The organism is Kosakonia oryzae (assembly GCF_001658025.2).
Classification (GTDB): domain Bacteria; phylum Pseudomonadota; class Gammaproteobacteria; order Enterobacterales; family Enterobacteriaceae; genus Kosakonia; species Kosakonia oryzae.
Map to the genome: position 1 here is coordinate 2,392,303 of NZ_CP014007.2, position 19,794 is coordinate 2,412,096.

At 54.1% G+C, this 19,794-nt stretch carries 21 protein-coding genes; 10 read left to right on the forward strand and 11 right to left on the reverse strand.

Annotated elements, in window-relative coordinates:
• Nucleotides 1–4 precede the first annotated feature (4 nt).
• The 6 genes from AWR26_RS11415 to urtE all read left to right on the forward strand — a co-directional run bounded on the left by AWR26_RS11415 (nt 5) and on the right by urtE (nt 6,261).
• Nucleotides 5–706 carry a GntR family transcriptional regulator gene (locus AWR26_RS11415; protein WP_064565917.1) on the forward strand — a complete coding sequence of 234 codons (702 nt, stop codon included), beginning with the start codon at nt 5–7 and terminating at the stop codon, nt 704–706.
• A gap of 65 nt (nt 707–771) precedes the next feature.
• Complete coding sequence (gene urtA, locus AWR26_RS11420; RefSeq protein ID WP_007371800.1) at nt 772–2,043, forward strand: urea ABC transporter substrate-binding protein; 1,272 nt, start codon at nt 772–774, stop codon at nt 2,041–2,043.
• Nucleotides 2,044–2,126: 83 nt separating this feature from the next.
• On the forward strand, nt 2,127–3,701 hold the full coding sequence (urtB, locus tag AWR26_RS11425; protein ID WP_064565919.1) for an urea ABC transporter permease subunit UrtB: 1,575 nt from the start codon (nt 2,127–2,129) through the stop codon (nt 3,699–3,701).
• Nucleotides 3,701–4,777: an urea ABC transporter permease subunit UrtC gene (gene urtC, locus AWR26_RS11430; protein ID WP_007371802.1), complete on the forward strand. Its 1,077-nt coding sequence runs from the start codon at nt 3,701–3,703 to the stop codon at nt 4,775–4,777. Before urtB ends, urtC begins: the two co-directional genes overlap by 1 nt.
• Nucleotides 4,770–5,561 carry an urea ABC transporter ATP-binding protein UrtD gene (gene urtD / locus AWR26_RS11435; RefSeq protein ID WP_064565921.1) on the forward strand — a complete coding sequence of 264 codons (792 nt, stop codon included), beginning with the start codon at nt 4,770–4,772 and terminating at the stop codon, nt 5,559–5,561. Before urtC ends, urtD begins: the two co-directional genes overlap by 8 nt.
• A 1-nt stretch (nt 5,562) precedes the next feature.
• Nucleotides 5,563–6,261, forward strand: coding sequence for an urea ABC transporter ATP-binding subunit UrtE (gene urtE, locus AWR26_RS11440; RefSeq protein WP_043953382.1), 699 nt, complete (start codon nt 5,563–5,565; stop codon nt 6,259–6,261).
• A gap of 46 nt (nt 6,262–6,307) precedes the next feature.
• On the opposite strand, the gene AWR26_RS11445 is transcribed toward urtE, so the two are convergent.
• From AWR26_RS11445 to AWR26_RS11460, 4 genes are all read right to left on the reverse strand, one after another.
• On the reverse strand, nt 6,308–6,964 hold the full coding sequence (locus tag AWR26_RS11445) for a hypothetical protein (protein WP_064565924.1): 657 nt from the start codon (nt 6,962–6,964) through the stop codon (nt 6,308–6,310).
• Between the two features lie 88 nt (nt 6,965–7,052).
• Entirely contained in the window at nt 7,053–7,670 is a 618-nt protein-coding gene (locus tag AWR26_RS11450) for a hypothetical protein (RefSeq protein WP_064565926.1), read from the reverse strand.
• Between the two features lie 50 nt (nt 7,671–7,720).
• A complete protein-coding gene (locus AWR26_RS11455; protein ID WP_139227894.1) occupies nt 7,721–8,203 on the reverse strand; it encodes a hypothetical protein in 483 nt (160 codons plus the stop codon).
• A 527-nt stretch (nt 8,204–8,730) separates the two neighbouring features.
• Nucleotides 8,731–10,251, reverse strand: coding sequence for an EAL domain-containing protein (locus AWR26_RS11460; RefSeq protein WP_244256251.1), 1,521 nt, complete (start codon nt 10,249–10,251; stop codon nt 8,731–8,733).
• On the opposite strand from AWR26_RS11460, the gene AWR26_RS25715 reads away from it, so the two are divergent.
• The 3 genes from AWR26_RS25715 (at nt 10,135) to cybB (ending at nt 12,019) form a co-directional block, all read left to right on the forward strand.
• Entirely contained in the window at nt 10,135–10,470 is a 336-nt protein-coding gene (locus AWR26_RS25715; RefSeq protein ID WP_244256262.1) for a hypothetical protein, read from the forward strand. The two genes, AWR26_RS11460 and AWR26_RS25715, sit on opposite strands and share 117 nt — an antisense overlap.
• Before the next feature lie 293 nt (nt 10,471–10,763).
• Nucleotides 10,764–11,453, forward strand: coding sequence for a VIT1/CCC1 transporter family protein (locus AWR26_RS11465; RefSeq protein WP_064565932.1), 690 nt, complete (start codon nt 10,764–10,766; stop codon nt 11,451–11,453).
• Nucleotides 11,454–11,482: 29 nt separating this feature from the next.
• Nucleotides 11,483–12,019: a cytochrome b561 gene (cybB, locus tag AWR26_RS11470; RefSeq protein ID WP_064565935.1), complete on the forward strand. Its 537-nt coding sequence runs from the start codon at nt 11,483–11,485 to the stop codon at nt 12,017–12,019.
• Nucleotides 12,020–12,132: 113 nt separating this feature from the next.
• Here cybB and AWR26_RS11475 read toward each other — a convergent pair whose 3' ends face one another.
• A complete protein-coding gene (locus AWR26_RS11475) occupies nt 12,133–12,609 on the reverse strand; it encodes a cold-shock protein (protein WP_064565937.1) in 477 nt (158 codons plus the stop codon).
• 248 nt (nt 12,610–12,857) lie between these two features.
• Here AWR26_RS11475 and AWR26_RS11480 point away from each other — a divergent pair, with 248 nt between their 5' ends.
• A complete protein-coding gene (locus tag AWR26_RS11480) occupies nt 12,858–13,553 on the forward strand; it encodes an RluA family pseudouridine synthase (RefSeq protein WP_064565939.1) in 696 nt (231 codons plus the stop codon).
• Between the two features lie 8 nt (nt 13,554–13,561).
• On the opposite strand, the gene AWR26_RS11485 is transcribed toward AWR26_RS11480, so the two are convergent.
• The 6 genes from AWR26_RS11485 to AWR26_RS11510 form a co-directional block, all read right to left on the reverse strand.
• Nucleotides 13,562–14,101: a DUF2058 domain-containing protein gene (locus AWR26_RS11485; protein WP_064565941.1), complete on the reverse strand. Its 540-nt coding sequence runs from the start codon at nt 14,099–14,101 to the stop codon at nt 13,562–13,564.
• A 57-nt stretch (nt 14,102–14,158) separates the two neighbouring features.
• Nucleotides 14,159–15,307 carry an alpha-hydroxy acid oxidase gene (locus AWR26_RS11490; protein WP_064565943.1) on the reverse strand — a complete coding sequence of 383 codons (1,149 nt, stop codon included), beginning with the start codon at nt 15,305–15,307 and terminating at the stop codon, nt 14,159–14,161.
• A 71-nt stretch (nt 15,308–15,378) separates the two neighbouring features.
• Nucleotides 15,379–16,629, reverse strand: a complete 1,251-nt coding sequence (locus AWR26_RS11495; RefSeq protein WP_064565945.1) for a flavin-containing monooxygenase — start codon at nt 16,627–16,629, stop codon at nt 15,379–15,381.
• 130 nt (nt 16,630–16,759) lie between these two features.
• Nucleotides 16,760–17,578, reverse strand: coding sequence for an ABC transporter permease (locus AWR26_RS11500; protein WP_064565947.1), 819 nt, complete (start codon nt 17,576–17,578; stop codon nt 16,760–16,762).
• Nucleotide 17,579: 1 nt separating this feature from the next.
• Nucleotides 17,580–18,434, reverse strand: coding sequence for an ABC transporter permease (locus AWR26_RS11505; RefSeq protein ID WP_064565949.1), 855 nt, complete (start codon nt 18,432–18,434; stop codon nt 17,580–17,582).
• 65 nt (nt 18,435–18,499) lie between these two features.
• Nucleotides 18,500–19,531 (reverse strand): ABC transporter substrate-binding protein, encoded by a 1,032-nt coding sequence (locus AWR26_RS11510; protein WP_064565950.1) that lies wholly within the window; start codon nt 19,529–19,531, stop codon nt 18,500–18,502.
• Between the last annotated feature and the right edge of the window lie 263 nt (nt 19,532–19,794).

A 19,794-nucleotide genomic window follows, 5' to 3' on the forward strand; every position in this document is an offset into this window, starting at 1 on the left:
ACGGATGATGAGCGAGAAGGGCAATAAAAAACGCACCGTCGGCCTGGCGGAGCGCATTTATCACGAACTGAAAAACGACATCTTTGATTTTCGCTTAATGCCGGGCGCGCATTTCAGCGAAAACGAGATCTCCGAGCGGATGTCGGCCAGCCGTACCCCGGTGCGGCAGGCGCTGTTCTGGCTTGAGCATGAAGGGTATGTGCAGGTTTACTCGCGCAGCGGCTGGCAGGTAAAACCTTTTGATTTCAATTATTTCGAAGCGCTGTACGACTTTCGTATCGTACTGGAAAGGGAAGCGGTACGTCGCTTATGCGGCATGCCGCCGGGCATCTGTTCAGAACATCTGGCGCCGCTGGTCAGCTTCTGGATTGACGCGCCGCGCATGGAGCCGAGCAAAGCGTTATCGCTGCAGGATGAGCAATTTCACACCACGCTGGTACGCGCCAGCGGCAACAGTGAAATGGTACGGGTACATGTGGAGTTGACCGAGAAGATGCGCATCATCCGCCATCTTGATTTCACCCGCAATGACCGTGTGGATGCGACCTACAACGAACATGCCCGTGTTTTACAGGCGATCCTGAAACAGCAAACCGAGGAGGCGCAGCGCATTCTGACCGAGCACATTTCTCAGAGCAAAGCCGAGGTCAGGAAAATCACCTTACACATGCTCCAGCAGGCAAGTTTACAACCCGTTTCACCGTAGCCGTGGTTCCGCCCCGTCGTCCGGCGGGGAATTTTAATCACTCAATATCATTTAGGGGTTTTGTAATGAAAAGACGTTCTTTACTGAAAGCTTTTGCCCTGTCAGCCACTTTTTTGAGCATGGGCTTGTCGTTACAGGCATACGCAGCAGACACCATTAAAGTGGGGATCATGCACTCCCTCTCCGGCACTATGGCCATTTCAGAAACGCCGTTGAAAGACATGGCGCTGATGACCATTGATGAAATTAACGCCAAAGGCGGCGTGCTGGGTAAAAAGCTGGAGCCGGTGGTGGTCGATCCCGCCTCTAACTGGCCGCTGTTTGCGGAAAAAGCGCGTCAACTGCTGACCCAGGATAAAGCCGCGGTGGTGTTTGGCTGCTGGACCTCGGTTTCGCGCAAATCAGTGCTACCAGTGTTTGAAGAGCTGAACGGCCTGCTGTTCTACCCGGTGCAATATGAAGGGGAAGAGATGTCGCCGAATGTGTTCTACACCGGCGCGGCACCAAACCAGCAGGCGATCCCGGCGGTGGAATACATGATGAGTGAAGACGGCGGCAGCGCAAAACGCTTCTTCCTGCTCGGCACTGACTATGTCTACCCGCGCACCACCAACAAAATTCTGCGCGCCTTCCTGCACTCTAAAGGTGTACAGGATAAAGATATTGAAGAAGTCTATACCCCGTTTGGCTACAGCGATTACCAGACTATCGTTGCCAATATCAAGAAATTCTCCGCAGGCGGCAAAACCGCTGTGATCTCCACCATTAACGGCGACTCCAACGTGCCGTTCTATAAAGAGCTGGCGAACCAGGGCATTAAAGCGACTGATGTGCCGGTGGTGGCCTTCTCGGTCGGCGAAGAGGAGCTGCGCGGTATCGACACCAAACCGCTGGTCGGCCATCTGGCTGCGTGGAACTACTTTGAGTCAGTCAGCAACCCGGTGAACACCAAATTTGTTGCGGATTACCGTGCCTATGCCAAAGCGCACAAACTGCCGAACGCCGACACCGTGGTGACCAACGATCCGATGGAAGCGACCTACGTCGGCATCCATATGTGGGCGCAGGCGGTTGAGAAAGCGGGAACCACCGACGTGGATAAAGTCCGTGCGGCGATGGCAGGCCAGACCTTTGCTGCGCCAAGCGGCTTTACGCTGACCATGGATGCCACCAACCACCACTTACACAAGCCGGTGATGATTGGTGAAATCGAAGAGAACGGTCAGTTCAACGTGGTGTGGAATACCGATAAGCCGATCCGCGCCCAGCCGTGGAGCCCGTACATTGCGGGCAACGATAAAAAACCGGATTACCCGGTAAAAACCGGCGGTAAATAAGACGTGTCAGGGGCAGGCGTACTGCCCCTGACAGTGGTTGAATGTTCCGGCCTGGCCGGATAACCATCAAAAGACGCTGACAGATGAAAATATTCCCGGCTTTGGGCTTTCTCCTTTTCGGCTGCCTGCTGATGACCGCGACGGCGCAGGCCGGGCCTGCCGCTGATTATGGCAAGGCCAGCCGCACGCAGCAGGCGCAACTGCTTCAGCAGTGGTCTGCCGCGCCGGAGGCATCGCGCTTGCCGCTGTTGCAGGCGCTGAATGACGAAACGGTCGTCACCGATACGAATGGTCAACTCTTCACCGAGCAGAACGGCAAACTAACGGCGCTGGAAGGCGACGCAGCGCCTGCGGGCGCGACGAAAAAAGTGTTTATGAATAACCGCATTCGCGGGCTGGTGGCCAGCGCGCTGGCCACGCACCAACTGGTCAGCCCGGACGACAGCGTCCGTCTGCGCGCGGCTCTGACGCTACAAAACGGTGCGCAGGCCGATCAACTGCCGTTTCTCAGCGCCCGGCTGGCGGCAGAGAAAAACGACAGCGTGCACACTGCGCTGGCTATTGCGGTGGCGAACTTACAACTTGCTGATAGCCGCGCCGAACGGCGTTTGCAGGCGGTGAAACTATTGGGCGAAGCCAGCGATCCGCAGGTGCAGGCCAGCCTGCAACGTCTGACGCAGCCGCAAAATGAGCCGGACGCCGCCGTGCGCCAGGCCGCCGCTGACAGCCTGAAGCAGGTACAGCAACGCCTGAGATGGGGCGACTGGCTCGGCCAGGCGTTCAGCGGGATTTCGCTCGGATCGATCCTGTTGCTGGCGGCGCTGGGGCTGGCGATCACTTACGGTTTGCTCGGCGTGATTAATATGGCGCACGGCGAAATGTTGATGCTGGGCGCGTACTCCACCTGGCTGGTGCAGGATCTGTTTCAGCGCTTTGCCCCCGACTGGCTGGCGATTTACCCGCTGGTGGCACTGCCGGTGGCGTTTTTTATCACCGCCATTATCGGCATGCTGCTGGAGCGCACCATTATTCGCCATCTTTACGGACGGCCGCTGGAAACCCTGCTCGCCACCTGGGGGATTAGCCTGATGCTGATTCAACTGGTGCGCGTGCTGTTCGGCACGCAGAACCTGGAAGTCGCTAACCCGGCGTGGCTCTCCGGCGGCTGGTCGGTGTTGCCGAACCTGGTGCTGCCCTGGAACCGTATTGCGGTGATTGTGTTTGTTATCGGCGTGCTGATCCTCACCTGGCTGCTGCTGAACAAAACCCGCCTCGGCATGAACGTGCGGGCGGTGACGCAAAACCGCCGCATGGCGGATTGCTGCGGCGTACCCACCGGGCGCGTCGATATGCTGGCTTTCGGTTTAGGTTCCGGTATTGCCGGGCTGGGCGGGGTAGCGCTGTCGCAGCTCGGTAACGTCGGCCCGGAACTGGGACAGGGCTACATTATTGACTCTTTCCTCGTGGTGGTAACCGGCGGCGTCGGGCAACTGGCAGGCACGGTCGTGGCGGCGCTGGGCCTCGGCGTGCTGAACAAAGTCCTTGAGCCGCAAATCGGCGCGGTGCTGGGCAAGATCGCGATCCTGGTATTGATCGTGCTGTTTATTCAGAAACGACCGCAGGGGTTGTTTGCATTCAAAGGGCGGGTAATTGACTGATGAGCCAACCTATTACGTTAACTATCGCCCGACGCGCGCCGCGCCTGACCTGCATGCTCGCTTCACTGCTGCTGGCCGCGCTGCTGATCCTGCCCTTTTTCGCGCTGCTCCCGGCGGAAAATCCGCTGGCGATCTCCACCTACACGCTGACGCTGATAGGCAAAATCCTCTGCTACGCCATTGTCGCGGTGGCGCTGGATTTGGTGTGGGGCTATGCGGGGCTGCTGTCGCTGGGACACGGCTTGTTTTTCGCCCTCGGCGGTTATGCGATGGGAATGTATCTGATGCGCCAGGCCGCCGGTGACGGGCTGCCGGCGTTTATGTCGTTTCTCTCGTGGACGGAATTACCGTGGTTCTGGGCCGGAACGCAGTATTTCGCCTGGGCGCTGTGCCTGGTGATCCTGGTGCCGGGCCTGCTGGCGCTGGTGTTCGGCTATTTCGCCTTTCGCTCGCGCATTAAAGATGTCTACTTCTCGATCATGACCCAGGCGCTGACCTACGCCGGGATGTTGCTGTTTTTTCGCAACGAAACCGGCTTTGGCGGCAACAACGGCTTTACCGGTTTTACCACGCTGCTCGGCTTTCCGGTATCGGCAACTGGTACGCGCATCGCGCTGTTTGTGGCAACGGTGCTGCTGCTGGCGGGGTCGCTGGCGATTGGCGTGATGCTGACGCGCAGCAAGTTTGGCCGGGTGCTCACTGCCGTGCGCGACGCGGAAAACCGGCTGATGTTCTGCGGCTACGATCCGAAAGGCTACAAGCTTTTCGTCTGGACGCTCTCCGCCGTGCTGTGCGGGCTGGCGGGCGCGCTGTATGTGCCGCAGGTGGGGATTATCAACCCCAGCGAAATGTCGCCGACCAACTCGATTGAAGCGGCGATTTGGGTGGCGCTCGGCGGGCGCGGCTCGCTGATTGGGCCGATCCTCGGCGCCGGGATCGTGAACGGCGCGAAGAGCTGGTTTACCGTCGCTTTCCCGGACGTGTGGCTCTTCTTCCTTGGGCTGATGTTTATTCTTGTGACGCTGTTCCTGCCGCGCGGCGTGATTGGCCTGCTCAAACGGAGGAAGCATGACTGATTCCCTTTTTACCCAGCCGCAGTTGCAGGACCGTTACCGCGAAACTACCGATCCGGTGCTGCAACTGGAAAAAATCAACGTTACGTTTGATTCGTTTCGCGCGCTGACGGATTTGTCGCTGTCGATTGGCGTGGGGGAACTACGCTGCGTGATCGGGCCAAATGGCGCAGGCAAAACCACGCTGATGGATATCATTACCGGTAAAACACGGCCGGACAGCGGCACGATCACCTACGATCAGAACATCGATCTTACCGGGATGTCGCCGGTGGAGATTAGCCGTGCGGGCATTGGGCGTAAGTTCCAGAAACCCACGGTGTTTGAAGCGCTGAGCGTGACGGAAAACCTCGAAATTGCGCTGAAAATGGATAAGTCGGTGTGGACCAGCCTGCGTGCCAGGCTCAGCGGCGAGCAGCGGGATCGCATTGATGAAGTGCTGCTGTTGCTGCGGCTGACGGAGCATCGGCAGCGCCCGTCCGGGCTGCTTTCTCACGGGCAAAAACAGTTTCTGGAAATTGGCATGCTGCTGGTTCAGGAACCGCATCTGCTGTTGCTGGATGAGCCTGCCGCCGGGCTGACGGATGCCGAAACGGAGTATATCGCCGAGCTGTTTCGCACGCTGGCGGGCAAACACTCGCTGATGGTGGTGGAGCATGATATGGGCTTTGTCGAAACCATTGCCGACTACGTGACCGTGCTGCATCAGGGGCAGGTGCTGGCGGAAGGTTCGCTGCGCGAGGTGCAGGCCAACGAGCAAGTTATCGACGTTTATCTGGGGCGCTAATATGTTGCAGGTGAAAGAGTTAAACCAGTATTACGGCGGCAGCCACATTTTGCGCGGCTTGTCGTTCGAGACCACACCCGGTGAAATTACCTGCCTGCTGGGGCGCAACGGCGTGGGGAAAACCACGCTGCTGAAGTGCCTGATGGGTCTGATTCCGGCGAAGTCCGGCACGGTTCACTGGCAGGGCAAACTGATCAATAACAGCAAACCGCACCAGCGGGTGCAGCAGGGGATCGCCTACGTTCCGCAGGGGCGAGAGATTTTCCCCCGTTTGACCGTCGAAGAGAATCTGCTGATGGGGCTGTCGCGCTTTTCGGGACGCCAGGCGAAAACGGTGCCCGACGAGATTTACCATCTCTTCCCGGTGCTGCGCGAGATGAAACAGCGGCGGGGCGGCGATCTCTCCGGCGGGCAGCAGCAGCAGCTTGCCATCGGGCGGGCGCTGGCCTGCAAGCCGCAGTTGTTGATCCTCGATGAGCCGACGGAAGGTATTCAGCCCTCGGTTATCAAGGAGATTGGCGCGGTGATCCGCAGCCTGGCGAATCGCGGCGATATGGCCATTCTGCTGGTGGAGCAGTTTTACGATTTTGCCGCTGAGCTCGCCGATCAGTATCTGGTGATGTCGCGCGGCACCATTATCCAGCGCGGACGCGGCGAGGAGATGGAAGCGCAGGGCGTAAGACAACTGGTGGCGATTTGAAGGGTAGCCGTTCCTGCCGGTTATCCCGTCGGCAGGAACGGTATACTCAGACTTTGACCAGCTTCAGCCGCTGGCTCTGACCCTGGAGCTGGATATGACGTTCGAAAAGGTGGTGTTCCACTTGCTGGCCGCCATTCAACTGGGCGAGAAAATATTCTGCGTCCGCTTTAGTGGCGAAGTTTTGATGTTGCCAGTCACCTTCAAGGTTGTACAGCAGACCAAAAGCTTCGCTGCACGGTAGCCGTATCTGGAATGTGGCTCCCAGCTCGCCCTGCATATACCCGGTGAGCTGAAGCATGGCCGTTTCACTGTGATAAAACGCAATACCGTCCCGGGCTTTATTGTTATGCCACTGGCACTCGGGCATCAAATAACAACTCCCGCCGACAGACACATTTCCGTCGCTGGAGGGCGTCATATGACCACCGACGGAAAATTCAGGATGGCTGGTGCCCGCCGGAACGGCGTTAGTAATATAGCAAGGGCTGCCTGACGGAATGCCTTTCGCAATGAGTAAATCCTTCCAGCTTTTATCTTTATATCCCGGCACTCTTTTGGGATCCGGCGTACTGCCATCAACGTTATAAAGCGTGCCACTAATATTGACGACACTGGCACCGGTAGAGGTAATGACTTCATCCTCATTACTCACCAACAGGAGAAATTCATTAATTTTCTGTCGGTCATATTGTTCTTTGTCCATTTTATTCCCCTTCTGAAACGAATTATAAAGAGGGAAGGGCGTGAGGGATAAATTATGGCCTCACACCTTTCCCCGCTGTTATTAACGGTTAACTGTTGCTGGCGACAACCCAGCTATTATTTCTTTGCAGCGTCACATCAAGTTCATAGCTGCCCATTGGGAAAGTTAATTGCTGTGCATTGCTGATATCGCTGATCTGAATAACCTGGCCGGGGATGTAATTACCGTAAGTGATCCAGTACGTCGGCGTAACGGAAAACACCAAATCCATATTCGGCTGCGCCGGCTGGACAAATGTTCCCGCGCCCGACATGGCGATCCCGACAGCGGCGCTATTAACGGGGTTAATACTTTCATGGCCGGTAATAAATAAGGTGCCATTACGCCCGCCATTATTCAGCCCGGTAAAATTATAAGCGCCATTGCTGTACATCAGCGTGATATTATTATTGCCGGAGGGATCGCAGGGAACACTCTGCGACGCCGTGAATACACTGCCCACATCCAGCGGTCCTGAATCATCCCAGACAAAGCTGTAGTCAATTCCCCACGTGAAAGAGAGCAGTGTGCCGGGAAAGGCCGCTTTTGTCAGCCAGGCCAACGACATAATATTCGGATTGCTAATGTCCGGTAATGACTGATAAATACAGAAAGAGCCAAACATCGTTGAATTATTGGTAACATTGACAGTGTATTGCTGAGACATAATATCCACCTTGTGTATTGAGTGAAAATAACGTGATGACAACTGCCTGCTTACAGATAGGTATTTCGTGATTTTATGAGCCTTATACTCCTCATGGTGACGCCAAACGTTTTCACTAACGATTTTGGTGAAACCTGGTCCTGCATAGCTATCTGCATGGCCGCGCGACGAATGGCCACAAATACGCCCCATGCCGATGGCATTTCGATGTTCCCGGCAGAATCCGCATATTTGCATAACCGGGAATACTGTTTTTTGGGAATCTCAATCTCGTATAATTTATAGAACTTTGCCGCATCCTTGGGGATATATATTTTTCGCCCACCATGATGAGAAATGAGCTGAAAAAGGGATTTAAACCCGCAACTACCTGCAATCTCTGAAGCCGCCCATGGCATCGCAGATAAAACATGTTCCTTATGCTGTTCGCAGAACTGCACTAACTCCCTTTCGTTTTCAGAGCTTATTGCTGGCAAGCCGGAAAATAGCAAAGGATAATCCTGTAATAAAACATCGTGTATTGTATTATTCACATTTACCTCATGCCGATGGTCTTATTTCGTAAGGGCTACCACAGTTGTGAGATAAAGTATTAACCGCGAATATCCATGGCAGCACGGAGGAAGTGTTCCCCCGCAAAGCGCGTGGGTACAACAAGAGTAGTGGTACGATTAACCGATATATAATATGTGCGTGCTGAAAACGTTTATCGCGAATGTACACACCGCGAAATGTATTACATCAGAGCCGTGGATTGCTGCGTGAATGAAGGCGAGAAGCGCGTAATGATGAAGAACGCGGCGTTATTATTTCGGAATTATCATGCGAAAAAGTCGCCGTTCGCTATTAACCGATCTGCCTCTCGTGTCCATTCTTGCAAGGCAACGATCAATATCGTGACGCTTTTCCACCAAGGGGGAAGTCAATACGCTTTTCGAACATTGGAATGCGCATTGGGGGAATATGCCCGGCTGTTTGGTTTACCGCCTTCCGTCGATCGCCGACAAATACGAAAAAGATAAGATCTTCAACAATCTGTACCGGAAAAAGTGTTTTTATTTCAATTCACTATGTCGTGAACATCCTCTTTTTCCCGCGTTGCATCATCCACAGCGACCTTCACTTTGGGTTTTGACAGCAGAATTTTGATCAGCTCCTGAAAGTTGACCGGCTTATAGAAGTAGTAACCTTGCAGGAAAGTGATGTTGTTTTGATTCAGGTAATCGAGCTGTTCTTTCGTTTCGACGCCTTCGGCGACAATGCTTAACGAGAGTTTGCGCGCCAGATCCAGCACGCAGTCTAAAATCCGCGTCGAGTCCTGCTCGGCATTCACTCTGGCAACGAAACTCTGGTCGATTTTAATGTAATCAATATGCAGATCGTGCAGGTAAGAGAGCCCTGAGTAGCCAGTACCGAAATCATCCAGTGCGATAACAAATCCATTTTCATGCAGGACATTCAGCCGATGCACCAGATCTTCATCCACGTTTAAGGGTTCGCGTTCGGTCACTTCAATTACCAGATTGAGCGCAGGGTGATTGAAACTCTCTTTGAATTTCAGACACTCCGCGACAAAATCGGGCGAAGTGATATGGGACGCGCTGAAGTTAATACCGATGTGAAAACCTTCCTGCAACATGTGAGCAATGGCGTTCATATTGGCCACGACCTGCCGCATCAGGCTTTGCGTTAGCGGTATGATCAGATCTGATTTTTCAGCTAAAGGGATAAAGGATACGGGCGGGATATAGCCGGATTGCGGGTGTTTCCAGCGCGCCAGTACTTCGACGCCGCGCAGGGTTCCCTCTCTGCCATTCACCACCGGCTGGTAAAAAGGCACGATCTCACCGTTGGTAATGGCCCGGCGCAGCGTCTCTGCCGGTGTGGCATTTTTATTCAGGTATTTAACCAGCGCGTAGGCCGCCGCGCAGGAGATGAACAGGATGAAAATCAGGATGCCCGGCCCCAAAGAGACGAGCCGGAACACGCTAAACAGCGGCGGTTGATTGTAAATAATACTGAAGGGATAGGCTTTCGAATTGACTTGACCCGAAGGGGGCGTGCTGGCGTTAAGCGCGGCGATATCCCCCGACAGGCCGATCACATTGTTCCCGACGCGCAATCGGTAGATAACCCCCTCTAACGGCGCATTCAGCGCCTCGCGAATATGCTGATCGCTGATGGTGACCAGCACGCGGCTTGCGGCAAATCGCGTCTGATAGACCAGAAAGGGCTGTTCGTTTGCCGCGTCCTCTGCCGGTGCGAGAAACAGACTGGCCGCAGACATTTTGGGAATACGCGCCAGCAGCCCGCGATTTCCCGGTAGCGATGAGCACCAGACTTCCCGGCCTTTAACAATCAGGATCGTGCGCAGATGGGGCTGCAGGGCGGCTTCAGTGCCGAGCTGAAATTGTCCCTCCGGATCGCATCCTTTCCCCGCGATGTCAATGGCAAGATGGGTAGCATGGGACGCTTCATCAAGAATGTTATTGATATTATTCACCGCGTATATGGCACCTTCAAGGCGCTCCGCCCGGGTGGAGTACCAGAGCTGCATATTAAGAATAAAAACGCCGGTAATAAAAAGAAGCACAGCCGTGATGAGAGGGATAAGGGCATTGCGCATTATCGTGTCCTGGGCGAAATGGGTGATTTCTCGTGTCAAAATGTCAGTACAAAAAGCATGGTTGAGAGAAACGAAAATCGCCAGCGCACGGCACGTCTCGTTATGGTGAACTTTACACCTCTTTTTTCTGACAACGTGACAACGTCGCAATTCGCTTTGACTGCAGGTGAATAATCTGAACAATTCATACTGGCGCCGGAAAATTACCGGTCATAACCTGCATGAAAGGTAAAATGAAATTAATGGTAATGCTGATGGGATAATTTGTTGAACAACTTATGAATGAGCATGATAGCTATTATCATTTCAGCGTTTGGAAAAATAAAAATCAGCAGATCCTGGATTTTACTCATTCCCTCTTAATGTGACGTTAAGGCTGACAGAATAAATTAACACCTTCTCAACGCGATTTTTTAATACCCGTAATGCCAGGCAGATTCATTCACGGATAAAAGGAAAACATCATCATGCATCTGGAACTTCACAGTATCGGAAGAGTGGGATGGCTCCGGGCGGCAGTACTGGGCGCCAATGATGGCATCGTGTCAACGGCCAGCCTTGTTCTCGGGGTTGCGTCTGCGGGGAGTTCCTCCTCCGGCGTGTTGCTGGCGGGCGTTGCCGGGCTGGTCGCCGGTGCGATGTCAATGGCAACGGGAGAATATGTCTCTGTCTCATCGCAAGCCGATACCGAAAAGGCGGCGCTGGCACAGGAAAAAAGGGAGCTGGCGACGGATTATGCCGGGGAGGTGCAGGAACTGACGTCACTGTATATACAACGGGGGCTGACGCCTTCGCTTGCCCGCGAGGTTGCGGAGCAACTGATGGCAAAGGATGCGCTTGAAGCGCATGCCCGGGAAGAACTGGGCCTGACGGAGACGAATTCAGCACGGCCGCTGCAGGCCGCGATTTTTTCAGCCATCAGTTTTTCTGCCGGTGCGGTGTTGCCGGTTCTGGTGGCGTGGTTAACGCCGGCACGGTGGGTTTTGCTGTGCGTCATCCTTTCCACACTTTTTTCCCTGGCGCTCCTCGGCTATATCTCGTCGGTCGCCGGCAAAGCGCCGCCGCTGAAAGCCATTATTCGCATCACCTTCTGGAGCGCCATGGCGATGGCGTTGTCGATGGGCGCAGGTTCGCTCGCCGGACAGGCGCTGGCTTAAATAATCGTTTCATTCGCAGGAAAGAAAAAATGAAAAAATACTCAGGTGGGCAGATAGCACTACACTGGCTGGTTTTATTGCTGATCGCGATCGCGTACGCGGCGATGGAATTCAGGGATATTTTCCCCAAAGATTCTGTCGGCCGTTACTGGATGACAATAACCCATTACACTTGCGGCCTCAGTGTCTTTATTCTGATGCTGGTCAGAATGGTATTTAGATTTATTTTCCCGGAACCGCCGATCGTTCCCGCTCTGCCACAATGGCAAAAACTCAGCGCCACTGTGGTGCATTTTATTTTATATGCACTGTTTATTTTTCTTCCGCTGCTGGGGGTGGTATCGCTCTATTACGGCCAGAAAGAGTGGAGCTTTCTGTTTATTAACATGCCGGTTGCGGCAGAAAAAAATAGTGTACTGCAACATAGCCTGAAAGAGATTCATGAATTACTGGCGAATACGGGCTATTTTATCATTGGCTTGCATGCGGCAGCCGCGCTGTTGCACCACTATATACTGCGGGATAATACCTTGCTGAGAATGATGCCAGGCAAGCGCCCGGATTAAGCTGGTTTACCTTGAATGGGAAAAGAAGCGACATTCAGCCCGCTTCTTTCTCATTACCATGCGCTGGCTTACGGTACGCCAGCGCGTGGTACAGAAAGCAGAGCAACGGTGGCTCAAACTTTAAGCATTTTCACCGTCGCATCAATGTCGATTTCATCTTCCGAGAAAATGGACGTTGTGCCCTGAAAGGTGGTGATCGCCAGTTTTTTCACCGAGCGCATTTCGCCCGGCTTGGTGGTGCTCTTCGGCCGGATATTTTCCATCAGCAGACCCACCGACAACACGACGTTTTCTTTATCGATGCGAGTATCAGCGGGGACTTCTTCGCTGTACACCAGATACGATTTGATCGACGCAAGCTTGAAACGTTCGCCAGCAATATAGATGTATTTGCTGTCAGGGATAACTTTCACCGCGTAAGCCGATAACCCCTTGTTATTGGTGGTGGGTTCGAAAGTCACCGCCGCATCTTTCTTAATTAGCTCAGGGTTAGCAACCTTAATCACATGAAAATAACGGTTTTCGCCGTTTTCATCTTTGATAAAGCCAAAACCTTTATCTTTAAACCACGTTGTGATTGTTCCGTTCATCGCTGTACCGCCTGGTTAATCGTTTATCTACTCAGTTTTTTGCAGCGCGCAGTGTAAAGCACAATGCCTGCGCAGGCCATGCCTGGTTAAGTGTGAATGATAAATTTCTGCTCTGCGAGTGAGGAAAACCACGGAACGCCAGGCAGCAGGGGGAAAACGCCTGTCGCGCCCGTTAAGCGAACCGCCGGGTTCGCCAGTTCGGTGAAAATCCGTTATTATCCGCTGCCACTCTCCACTCGGGCTGCCCGATGTCTACGATCGATACTTTTATTGCCCCGCCGTGTCACGACAATATTGAAACGCTCTATCAGGACGAGCACCTGGTGCTGATCAATAAACCCAGCGGATTACTCAGCCTGTCGGGGAAAAACCCGCAAAATCTCGATTCGGTGCATTATCGGCTGGTGCAGATATTCCCCGGATGCACCCTGGTGCACCGCCTCGATTTTGGCACTTCCGGGTTAATGGTGGTTGCCCGCAATAAAGCCATTAATGCCGCGCTCTGCCAGCAGTTCAGCCAGCGCAGCGTCACCAAGGTTTACAGCGCATTGCTTTGCGGACACGTGCACGACGACGAAGGGGTGATCGATGCGGCGATCGGCAAAGACCCGGCATGCTTCCCGCTGATGTCGCTTTGTGCGGCCAGCGGCAAGCCAGCGCGTTCCCGTTTTCGCGTTATTGAGCGTTTTTACCAGACGCAGGAAGAGGGCAGATTACTGCCGCTGTCGCGCGTGGAGCTTATTCCTGAAACCGGGCGCACGCACCAGCTACGCATTCACTGCCAGCACCTCGGGCATCCGATTCTGGGGTGCGATCTGTATGGCGGTCGGCTGATGCCGGGGACTGAACGGGCACCGCGGTTGATGCTGCACGCCAGCGCGTTGCATTTTGTTCATCCTGGCAGCAACACGTGGATCAACGCCCGTCATGACAGCCCATTCTGAAACGCGAATTACCACATCAAATCATCGGGCACTTTGAAGTCGGCATACGGATCGTCTTCGTCCTGTGCTTCCTGGGTGAGCGCGCTGTGCAGCACAATACAGTTGGCATCGCGCTGGGCAATTTTATCGGCGACAGCCGCCGGGATAATGGCGTATTGGTTATCACCGCTGTTGTCGGCCACCAGACGGGCAATGGCGAGACGGCCATTGATCAGCTGCGCCTGAGTCACTTTATCGACTTCTATTTTTTTAATCAGGTTATTGTCGGTGAAGTTAAAACTGATATTGCCTTTCGTTATTGTGATGCGGTTCATCTCAATAAGCTGCTTGATCTGCGCTTTATACTCTTTCGATAACGCAGCCTGCTTTTGCTGTTCGCTGAGTTGCTTATCGCGCTCAAGTTGCGCTTTCTTATTTTCTTCTACCGCTTCTCTGGCCTCACGCGCCTGAACGCGGGACTTTTTCGCCGTTCTCTGGACTTTGGCCATTTTTTTGCTGGTGACTAATCCCGCTTTTAACAGCTGCTCTTGCAAGGTAAGTTTTGTCATTGTCGTCATTAAACCCATTGGTGTGTTAGCGGGATTATAACAGCCAAATGGGGCAAGTCAGTCAAACAACCTGCGCCGCAGGATCCCTGCATCAATGGCAGCAACATGGGTCTTGCCGCAAAAAGCCATCGACAAATCGAATTCATTACGAATGATATTTAGCGCCAGGGTGACACCTTCTTCGCCCATCGCCCCTAAGCCATACAGCATACTGCGCCCGATATAGGTTCCTTTAGCCCCCAGCGCAATCGCCTTCAGCACATCCTGCCCGGAACGTATCCCGCCGTCGAAATGGACTTCAATATCATTACCCACTGCGGCGACAATCTCTGGCAATAAGGTACTTGATGACGAGACGCCATCCAGTTGACGGCCGCCGTGATTAGAGACAATAAGCGCATCCGCGCCTGCCGCCACCGCCAGGCGGGCATCTTCTACGTCCATAATGCCTTTTACGATCAGCTTGCCGCCCCAGCGCCGTTTAATCCACTCAATATCCTGCCAGGAGAGGCGCGGATCGAACTGCTGCGCTGTCCACTCCACCATGGCATCAATGTTATTAACACCGCTGGCGTGACCGATAATATTGCCAAAGTTACGGTTGCGGGTTGCGAGCATATTGCGGCACCAGCGGGGTTTGCTGGCAATATTCAGCAGGTTGCGCAGCGTCATTTTCGGCGGCGTAGACAGGCCATTTTTAATGTCTTTATGGCGCTGCCCAAACACCTGGAGATCCATCGTCACGACCAGCGCACCGCAGTTGGCGGCCTTTGCGCGATCGATAAGATTCGCGACAAACTGGCGATCGCGCATGACATAGAGCTGGAACCAGAAGGGATGGTAATCCGTAGCCTGCGCCACGGTTTCAATGGAACAAATACTCATTGTCGAAAGCGTAAAGGGGATGCCGAACGTTTTCGCTGCCCGTGCCGCAAGGATTTCGCCGTCGGGATGGATCATGCCGGTTAACCCCGTGGGGGCAATGGCTACGGGCATTGTTACAGGCTGTCCAAGCATCATGCTGGCGGTGCTGCGGGCGGTAATATCGACCGCCACGCGCTGGCGAAACTCAAGGCGACGTAAATCCGCTTCATTGGCACGATAGCTATATTCGCTCCACGAGCCGGCATCGACATAATCGTAAAACATTTTGGGCACCCGCTTACGCGCCAGTTGCCGGAGATCTTCAATGCAGGTGATGATCATGTTGTTATCCAGGACGGTGTGGCTAAATAACGATGATTTAGCCACCGGTGACGATCAGAATACGTGGACAATTATGATTTAACGTAGTCGGTATAAGCGTTCTGCAAAACAATATGATCGGCAATGTATTTCGCATCGTGCCATACACCATAAATAAACGATGATGCCCGGTTTACTAAATTAGGCAGGCCGAGAAAATAGATACCGCGCTCGGCGGAAATACCGCGTTTATGGAATGGCAGGCCTTTTTCGTCGAAGGCATCCACTTGCAGCCAGCTAAAATCAAATTTAAAACCCGTCGCCCAGATAATGGTGGTAATACCCGCTGCGGCAATATCTAATTGCGCCAGCGGATTGAGCAGACATTGCGGATCCGGCAGCAGTTCCCACGCCTGCGGCTCGGGCGGCAGATCCAGCCCGTTGCGTTCGATGTAAGCATCCGCATCGCGCAGCACGTCAAAGTAGGCGTTATCACCCGCAGCGATATTCTCCGCCAGGCCGTCGGCAAAGCTCAGGACACCGTTATCCCAGCTTTGGGTGATGCCCACCAGCGTAATACCCATATGCGCCAGGCGACGGAAATCGACGGTTTTACCGCCTTCATAGCCGCTTACCGCAAAAGCAACGTGCTCTTTTTTCGGTTTTATTTTCACTTCATCCCACAGGCCAAGCGCGCCGAGCCACCAGCAGTAATCACGGTCACGGTAGGCGCGCGGCGGGCGATAATGTTCGCCGACCGACAGATAAACGTCCCGGCCCGCTTTACGCAGCTCTTCGGCAATTTGCGTACCGGAAGCGCCAGCACCCACCACCAGCACGCCGCCTGAGGGCAGTTGCTGCGGGTTTTTGTAGACGGAAGAGTGAATCTGCTGCACGCCTGCGCTTTGCGGCACGATCTGCGGGAATGAGGGTTTCTGAAACGGGCCGGTGGCGGCCACCACATTCGCGGCTTCAAATTCACCGGCGGAGGTCACCACTTTGAATCCGCTGCGTCCCGCCAGGCGCACAACCTGATGTACCTCAACGCCGGTGCGTACGGGAGCGTTAATCATCCTTGCATAGTCTTCAAAATATTGCGCCATGCGCTCTTTCGGCGGAAATGCTTCCTGGGAAATATTGTCGAATTTCAGCGATGGAAAGCGGTCGTGCCACGCGGGACCGTTCGCTACCAACGAATCCCAACGTTCAGAACGCCAGCGTTCAGCGATGCGGCTGCGTTCCAGTACGACGTGGGGCACGCCCATTAATGCCAGATGCTCGCTCATGGCAATACCGGCCTGACCTGCGCCGACAATGACGGTATTAATTTTTTCTACTGACATGTTGAATTCCTGGATATAAGCGACCCTCGATAGTTTTATCGCGAAGCGTAATCGGGTGTCGTATTAATGATAATCAGGCGTCTTAAAGGCAGCGCACGGGAAATTCCAGTGCGCCTTCATTCACGGTTAATTAATGTCTGGTCTCAATGTTCAATATTTTCCCCAGGCCTAAAAACTTATTGGCAATAATTAATAAGGTGGCGGTGACGGCAATATAAATAACCGACAGGGCCGCCAGTGTCGGGTCAGCAAATTCACGCACATAGTTGTACATTGCCACCGGTAAGGTCTGTGTTGCCTGGGTAGTAATAAACAACGACGCGGTAAATTCGTTAAACGAGAGGATCGCGGCAAACAGCCAGCCGCCAAACAGGCCCGGCAAAATCAGCGGTACGGTGATGGTCCACACCACGCGCAATGGCGATGCGCCAAGGCTTGCTGCTGCCAGTTCAATGCGCTGTTCAAGGTTTTTTATCGACACATAAACGCTGCGCAGCACAAACGGCAGGACCAGCACGATGTGGCAGAAAATCACCAGCGGATAACCGCGCCCCAGGTTGAGTTGCGACACCAGCATCAGCAGGCCCAGGCCAATGGTGAAATGCGGGATAAACAGCGGCGACAGCAGAATCCCTTCCAGCACCTGCTTACACGGAAACGCATAGCGTTCGATAGCAATCGCCAGCGTGGTGCCGATGATCACCGCCAGTGACGATGCCCATGCGGTAACAATCAGCCCGGAGTAGAAGCCGTGACGGAAATCATCATAATTCACCGCGCGCTCGAACCAGCGCAGCGACCAGCCTTTCGGCGGAAAGAACAACACGGCGGTACTGCTGAACGAGGAGATCACTACCACGATCGTCGGCAGCATCACAAAGAGCAGAATAGCAGCGACCAGCAGGCGGCCCGCCAGTACAGTCAGTTTGTCGTTGAGCGAACGGGTCATATCAATGCTCTCCCATCGTGCGCAGGAATCGGGTCATGCGTTTGAGTGCCAGCAACAGCAGGATGGTCAGGATCAAACCGGCGATGCTCAGCGCGGCGGCAAACGGGAAGTTCATCGACGAGAAACCCAACTGATAGACCATGGTCGCCACGGTGCTGACGCGTCCGCCGCCAATAAGCTGCGGTGTGGCAAAGGCGCTAAAGGTCCAGGCAAACGCGGTAGTGAGGCTGGAGACAATGCCGGGGATCGAGAGGGGAATCGTCACGGTCAGCAGGGTACGGATCGGCCCTGCGCCCAGGCTGGCGGCGGCTTTCTCATAATCCGGGTTGATGTGCGACAAGGCGGTCGCCAGCATCAGCACCATGATTGGCATGGTCACGTGCACCAGTGCCAGCACCACGCCGGTTTGCGTAAACATAAACTGAATCGGCGTGGAGATAACGCCCAACGCCAGCAGCAGACTATTAAGGAAGCCGCTGTTACCCAGCACGATAATCCAGGAATAGGTGCGCACCACTTCGCCGAGAAACATCGGCGTAATCGCAATGATCAAAATCGCGGATTTGATCCATGTGGTGCGGGTGCGCACCAGCGCATACGCCAGCGGGTAGCTCATCAGCAGGCCAAAAATAGCGGTTTTCGCACTCAGCACGACGGTGTTAATAAACGCATCGGCATAGATGCTTTTGAACAGGCCTTTGAAGTTCGCCAGCGTAAATCCGCCCACGTCGAGCGAACCGGGAATATACGCCCGCACGCTGAACTGCATCACCGCGAACATCGCGACAACCAGCCCGACAGCGGCGAGCGTCGCGGGGATGATGAACCAGGGTAAAAATGTCGGTTTTCTCGTCATAGACCTTGCTGCCTGAGTAATGTGCTGCCGGTAGAACCCGGGCGGCCCGCAAGCCGCCCGATAAATCAATGAGACATGATGTTTTCAGAGAACCACTGACGCCACTCTGCGGTTTTCTCGGCGCGCAGTTGCGGATCGGTATTGATGGTGGCATTCCACTGTGCAGGCGTGGTGAGCATGCCCGGCAGTTTCGCCAGCTCAGGATCGATATGCGCGTTGGTTACCGTTGGGCTGCCGTGATAAATCTTTGCCACCTGCTCCTGAATGTCGGGCTTCAGGGCAATATTCATGAACTTATATGCAAGATCGCTATGTTTGGTGCCTTTGTTGATACCAATGGTATCGACGCCCAAAATCGCCCCCTCTTTGGGGATCGCCAGTTTGACGTCCACCCCTTCAGCCATCATGTTGTAGGCGTTCATCGACAGCATCACCTGTACCGGGGTTTCGCCCGTGGAGATCAATTGCTGGCTGTTGGCATCATCGGTATAGAACGATTTGATATTCGGGATCAGCGCTTTCAGCTTCGCCTGGCCTTGCTCCCAGTGCGCCGCATCGCTGCCGGAAAGTTTGGCGGCCACCGCAATGATATGGCTCGGATCCCAGTCTGGCAGCGCCAGCGTACCTTTCAGCTCGGGCTTCCACAGATCGTTCCAACTGGTAAAGGTTTCACCTTTGGGCACCAGATCCGGACGATAGCCGATGGTGTAAACGTAGCCCCACACGCCGAGGTGATAAGGGCTGACTTTCGCCTGTTGCACCAGGTTTGCTGCGTTCGGGATTTTGCTCATATCGAGTTTTTCAAACAGGCCTGAGTTGGCGTACAGATAGCCCACATGCGCGGTGGTAAAGGTCACGTCAGTTTCCGGTGAACCGCCCGCCAGCTTGGCTTTGTTCAGGCGATCAATGGTGCCGCCAGTGACAAACTGCACTTCTACGCCGGTCTCTTTGGTGAACTCTTTGGCAATGGTTTCATCGATCAAATCTTTAAAACCGCCGCCCCAGGTGCTGACAATCAGCTTGTCAGCGGCCATCGCATTGCCTGCACTGAGCACGCATGTGGTCAACAACGTTAAGGCACAAATCTTACGCAACATATTCTCATCCCCATCTTATGAAATGGCTGTTGTAGCAATCTGAAACCCGGCGCGCCGGAACGGTGCAAACGGTGTTCCCTGGTGTGAAAGCGATAATGACGTTGCGAGTTGATTCCGTAAAACAGCCTTTTCCTCGCCGTTGCATCAGGATTTCTGACGCTAAAAAAGGCGCTGCTTTGCAACGGATTTTCTTAACCAGTGATAAGGCTGAAGGGAAGGGCGGTACAACAAAACCAGGGAATTATGCTGTTATTTGTCGTTTG

Coding starts and splice junctions, on each gene's coding strand:
- urtA (WP_007371800.1), top strand. CDS start 772: ATGAAAAGACGTTCTTTACTGAAAGCTTTTGCCCTGTCAGCCACTTTT.
- AWR26_RS11445 (WP_064565924.1), bottom strand. CDS start 6,964: ATGGACAAAGAACAATATGACCGACAGAAAATTAATGAATTTCTCCTG.
- AWR26_RS11485 (WP_064565941.1), bottom strand. CDS start 14,101: ATGACAAAACTTACCTTGCAAGAGCAGCTGTTAAAAGCGGGATTAGTC.
- AWR26_RS25715 (WP_244256262.1), top strand. CDS start 10,135: ATGGGACGCTTCATCAAGAATGTTATTGATATTATTCACCGCGTATAT.
- AWR26_RS11475 (WP_064565937.1), bottom strand. CDS start 12,609: ATGAACGGAACAATCACAACGTGGTTTAAAGATAAAGGTTTTGGCTTT.
- urtD (WP_064565921.1), top strand. CDS start 4,770: ATGACTGATTCCCTTTTTACCCAGCCGCAGTTGCAGGACCGTTACCGC.
- AWR26_RS11495 (WP_064565945.1), bottom strand. CDS start 16,629: ATGTCAGTAGAAAAAATTAATACCGTCATTGTCGGCGCAGGTCAGGCC.
- AWR26_RS11510 (WP_064565950.1), bottom strand. CDS start 19,531: ATGTTGCGTAAGATTTGTGCCTTAACGTTGTTGACCACATGCGTGCTC.
- urtE (WP_043953382.1), top strand. CDS start 5,563: ATGTTGCAGGTGAAAGAGTTAAACCAGTATTACGGCGGCAGCCACATT.
- AWR26_RS11500 (WP_064565947.1), bottom strand. CDS start 17,578: ATGACCCGTTCGCTCAACGACAAACTGACTGTACTGGCGGGCCGCCTG.
- AWR26_RS11480 (WP_064565939.1), top strand. CDS start 12,858: ATGTCTACGATCGATACTTTTATTGCCCCGCCGTGTCACGACAATATT.
- AWR26_RS11415 (WP_064565917.1), top strand. CDS start 5: ATGATGAGCGAGAAGGGCAATAAAAAACGCACCGTCGGCCTGGCGGAG.
- AWR26_RS11450 (WP_064565926.1), bottom strand. CDS start 7,670: ATGTCTCAGCAATACACTGTCAATGTTACCAATAATTCAACGATGTTT.
- urtB (WP_064565919.1), top strand. CDS start 2,127: ATGAAAATATTCCCGGCTTTGGGCTTTCTCCTTTTCGGCTGCCTGCTG.
- AWR26_RS11465 (WP_064565932.1), top strand. CDS start 10,764: ATGCATCTGGAACTTCACAGTATCGGAAGAGTGGGATGGCTCCGGGCG.
- urtC (WP_007371802.1), top strand. CDS start 3,701: ATGAGCCAACCTATTACGTTAACTATCGCCCGACGCGCGCCGCGCCTG.
- cybB (WP_064565935.1), top strand. CDS start 11,483: ATGAAAAAATACTCAGGTGGGCAGATAGCACTACACTGGCTGGTTTTA.
- AWR26_RS11505 (WP_064565949.1), bottom strand. CDS start 18,434: ATGACGAGAAAACCGACATTTTTACCCTGGTTCATCATCCCCGCGACG.
- AWR26_RS11490 (WP_064565943.1), bottom strand. CDS start 15,307: ATGATCATCACCTGCATTGAAGATCTCCGGCAACTGGCGCGTAAGCGG.